The organism is Nocardia sp. NPDC004718, assembly GCF_053601535.1.
The window spans coordinates 1-5,111 of record NZ_JBSGCA010000117.1; the positions used below are offsets into that span (position 1 = coordinate 1).

Annotated in this window: 1 protein-coding gene; it reads right to left on the bottom strand. The window is 61.5% G+C overall.

Annotation, left to right across the window (positions count from 1 at the left end; translation table 11 throughout):
• Positions 1-5,111: amino acid adenylation domain-containing protein (locus ACWEH3_RS35620; protein ID WP_452358495.1), on the bottom strand; the 5,111-nt coding region annotated here is incomplete at both ends.

Below are 5,111 nucleotides of genomic sequence, written 5' to 3' on the forward strand. Positions count from 1 at the left end.
GCGCCGGTCAACTGGTAGGCCGTCTGCATCCACACCAGACGGTTCACGATCGCCGAATGCGAAACCGCCACACCCTTCGGACGACCCGTCGAACCGGACGTGAAGATCACGTAGGCGGTGTGCGACGGACGCAGCGGCGCACGCCGATCCGCGTCGGTGACCGGCGCCTCGGACAGACCCTTCAGATCCAGCAGATCGATGCGCACCTGCGCGGTATCGATGTCCAGATCGCTACCGGAGGTCAGCACACACACCGGATCGGCGGTGCCGAGGATGTATTCCGTGCGCTCGGCCGGGTGATCCGGATCCAGCGGCACGTACGAGCCACCGGCCACGGCGACGGCGTACATGCCGACCACCAGATCGATCGAGCGCCGCATACCAAGCGCCACATACGATTCCGCGCCCACGCCGCGCGCGATCAGCCAGCGCGCCAGCTGGTTCACCCGCCAAGAGAACTCGGCGTAGGACAGACTCGTCCCCTCGAACGTGACCGCCGTCGCGTCCGGAGTGCGTTCGACCTGGTCGTAGAACATCGACACCAACGTCGCGCCGCTGTCGGTCGGGTGCGCGGTGGCGTTCCACTCGGACACCACGAGCTCGCGCTCGGCGGCATCCAGCAGCTCGATGTCACCGACCACCGCCTCGGGTTCGGCAGTGACAGCCTCGAGAACTTGCGTGAGTCGGTGAGCGAACGTTGTCGCGTACTCGGTGTCGAACAGGTCCGTCGCAAAAGTCAATTCGACGTTCAGGCCACCGCTATTGCCATCGCTGACCGTCAGTTGCAGATCGAACCTCCCGGTCTGCTGGTCGATTGGCACTTCGGAGACCGCAAGACCCGGCAACTCCAATGTCGCCTGTCCCAGGTTCTGGTACGACAGCATGACTTGGAACACCGGATGCCGAGCCTGAGATCGAACAGGGTTCAATGCCTCGACCAGCCGCTCGAACGGAACATCAGCGTGGGCAAAGGCTTCCAGGTCACGCTGAGTCACATCGGCAAGAAGGTCGACAAAACTCTTACCCACGTCTACCTGCGAGCGCAGCACGAGCGTGTTGACGAACATGCCGACCATATCGTCGAGCACTCGTTCACCGCGGCCTGCGATGGGCACACCTACCGCGATGTCACGGGTACCACTCAATCGAGCCAAAAGGACTGCGAAAGCGGTGTGCACCGCCATGAACAATGTGGCACCCGACGCATGTGCGATACGGTTCAGTGCTCGGACGACCTCGCTGGACACAGCGAACCTGTAGATGCCGGCCTCGTACGAAGCAACAGCCGGTCGTCGCCGGGGCGACAACTGGAGCTCGTCCGGCAAACCTGCCAACGTGCCACGCCAATAGTCGAGTTGTTTCGAGATCAGAGAGTCGTGGTCTTCCTCTGAGCCCAGCACTTCCCGTTGCCATATCACGAAGTCCGCGTACTGCACTGGCAGCGACTCCCAGCCCGGTTCCATCCCCTGGGTCCGCGCGACATAGGCAGTCATCACGTCACGTGTCAACGGAGTCATGGACCATCCGTCCGCCGCGATGTGATGGACAACGAATAGAAGGACACAGTCTCGTGCCGACGGATCGGCGTCCTCGTTCGAACCGACTGCGAACAGCGCGATTCGCACTGGTACCTCGGCCACCACGTCGAAGCCCTGCGACGCCGTGCTGCGCAGACGGTCGAGCAGGTCCGATTCTGGGGTCAGCTGCGGTTCGACGTCGAGCGATACCTGTTCGATCGGTATCAGCGCCTGCACCGGACCACTTGATGTGTGTGGGTAATAGGTTCTCAGTACCTCATGACGCGAAACGACATCTGCGATGGCTTTTCGCAAGGCCTGTAGATCGAGGCTACCTGTCAGCCGCACGGCGCCCACAACGTTGTAGGCGGCCGAACTGGTATCGAACCTGTTGAGGAGCCACATCCGCTGCTGAGCCATGGACAGCGGCACCTCATCGGGGCGCGGTCGCGCGACAAGTTGCGGCCGTCCACGGTCCACGGACTGGCTATCGACCCATGCAGCCAGAGCTGCAACCGTCGGGTTCGCGAATACTTGCCGAATCGGCAGGTGGACGTCCAGCAAGGCGCTGACACGGGCAGCGACCCGGGTAGCGCTCAAGGAGTTGCCGCCAAGCGCGAAGAAGTCATCATCGCGACCAACCTGCTCGATCTCCAGTACGTCCGCAAAGACCGAAGCGACGCTTCCTTCGAGAAGCCCTATTGGCGCGCTATATTCCCGCGTCTCGAACCGTGGGCTCGGCAGCCCTCTGCGATCCAATTTACCCGAGCTGTTGAGGGGGAAGGCATCCAAGATCAGTATCTTAGCCGGGACCATGTAGGACGGCAGTAGCTCGGCCACGGCAGCTCGCAGTGTAGCCGAATTCAATTCCCAGCCGGGAGCTGGTACGACATATCCCGTCAGTTGCTCACCGCCCGGGACGGCAGAAACGACGACCGCCGCCTGGTTCACCGAAGGCTGGGCGAGCAGTACCGTTTCGATCTCACCGAGTTCGATCCGCTGACCGCGGAACTTAACTTGGAAGTCCGCCCGTCCCAAGTATTCCAGCGCGCCAGTGCTGGTCCAACGGACCAGATCACCTGTACGGTACATCCGCGCACCACTCGACGCGAATGGGTTCGCTACGAACCGATCTGAGGTCAGATCAGGTCTCCGCAAATACCCTCGCGCCAACTGGGCGCCTGCCAAGTACAGCTCCCCCACCACTCCATCGGGCACCGGATTCAAGCGGGAATCCAGAACATAAACTGTGGAATTCCACTGCGGCCTACCGATCGGAATTGAAGTGAGTTCGGTGCCACTGGTCTGCCAGTAGGTAATCGAGACAGCGGCCTCAGTAGGCCCGTAGAGGTTGTGCAACTTTGCCGCCGAGACGGCAGCGAAGGATGCAACGGTGTCCGGAGGCAGCGCCTCGCCGATGGTGAATACATCACGCAAGGAAATTAACTGATCTGATGGCGCATGTGCGGCGAATGCTGCAAGCATGGACGGCACGAAGTCCGTTACAGTCACTTGTTTCGACGCAATGGTGTCCGCGATATATTTCGGGTCGCGATGGCCGTCTGGTGTTGCGACCACCAAGGTGGCTCCCGCCTGCAGCGGCATCAGATAGCCCCAGAGAGACACGTCAAATGTCACCGCTGTCTTCTGGAGATAGACGTCTCCGGGGCCGAGAGGGTACTCCGCTTGCATCCATGCAAGCTGGTTGTTGATAGCAGTACGAGAGACGGTCACGCCCTTGGGTCGACCGGTCGAACCCGATGTGAAAATCACGTATGCGGTCGCAGAGCCATGCACGGTTGCAAGCCGCTCCGCGTCGGTTACCCGATCAGCGCTGTAGTCCGAGATGTTGATGGCGTCGATTTCGATGCAAGCATATTCATGTGAAAACGCGAATTCGTCACGAGCGGTTGTCAACAGGCATACCGGCCGCGCCACATCGAGAACATAGGCCACCCGCTCCGCGGGATGGTCCGGATCCACCGGAACGTATCCACCACCTGCGGTCAGCACCGCGTAGATACCGACCACCAAATCAAGTGAACGGCGCATGGCGATACCCACCAGCGATTCTGGACCAACCCCACGGGCGATCAACAACCTGGCCAGACGATTGACCCGAGCATCGAATTCCGCGTACGAGAGATGTTGTCCCTCGTAGATTACGGCGGTACGGTCGGGGTCCGTCGACACAGCTCGCCGATAACCTGCCAGCAGTGACTTCGACGCCAACTCGTAAGCAGTCCGGTTGCGCTGGTGCAGTAAAACATCACGTTCGGTGGAAGTCAGGAACTCTACATCACCGACGACAACTCGCGTATTTTCAGCCACTACGGTGAGCAGCCGCACGAAGCGCCGCGCGAATCCGGCGATGGTGGACTCGTCGAAAAGATCGGTTGCGTAGGTGAACATGGCCGACATCGCCTCACCTTCCTCCGTGGGCACAACTGTCAGCTGCAGCTCGAAATTGGCGACTTGACTGTCGAATTTCACCTCCTCGATTGTGATATCCGGCAGTTCGAGACCGACCTGCCGCATGTTCTGGAAGAAGAGAGCTACCTGGAACAGTGGGTGATGCGAGGGCGCACGCACTGGATCGAGAATCTCGACCAACCGCTCGAAAGGGAGCTCCGTGTGCGAGAATGCCGCCAGATCCGACTCGCGGACATGGTCCAGTAACTCCTCGAAACTCCACTGAGGCTCGATGTCCGTCCGTAGTACCAGAGTGTTGACGAACATACCGACCAGGTCGTCGAGTTCCGCTTCACCACGACCCGCCACGGGTGAACCGATGGCCAGATCCCAACTGCCGGACAGCCGTGCCAACAATACCGCGAACGCGGCGTGCACCGTCATGAACAGTGACGCCCCACGCTCCCGCGCCACCGCCAGCAGCGCATCATGCGTCGGCGCCGGGATCGTGAACGAGTACAGCTTGCCGCCCCCGGACGGCGTCGTCCGCCTCGGTCGATCGAATGGCAGATCGATCCGCTCAGGCAGACCGGCCAGTTTCGACCGCCAGAATGCAATCTGCGCGGCCGCCAGTGACGCCGGGTCCTCCTCGTCGCCCAAAATCTCACGTTGCCACTGCGAGTAGTCGGCATACTGCACCGACAGAGGAAGCCAAGTCGGCACGACACCTCGACGTTCGGCGTCATACGCCACCATCAGGTCGCGGACCAGCGGTGCCATCGAGGCCCCATCAGCCGCGATGTGGTGCACAACCACTACGAGCACGTGAACGTCCGCGGACACCCTCAGCACCGCGAGTCGCAACGGCACCTCGACCGACACATCGAAACCACGCGATGCGAAATCTTCGATCCAGCCGCTGACCTCATCGGCCGGCACCGACAGCACTGCGATGTCCGGCGCTGTCGACTCGGGAAGCACCAACTGGTGGCCGACACCGTTGACAGCCGGGTAACGGGTGCGCAGCGATTCGTGCCTGCGCACCACGTCGGCCACCGCCAGCCGCAGCGCGGCCGCATCCAATCGACCGGTGAGCCTGATGGCGATCGGCAGGTTGTAGGCCGCCGAGGAGGTGTCGTACTTGTTCAGGAACCACATGCGCTGCTGCGCGAACGACAGCGG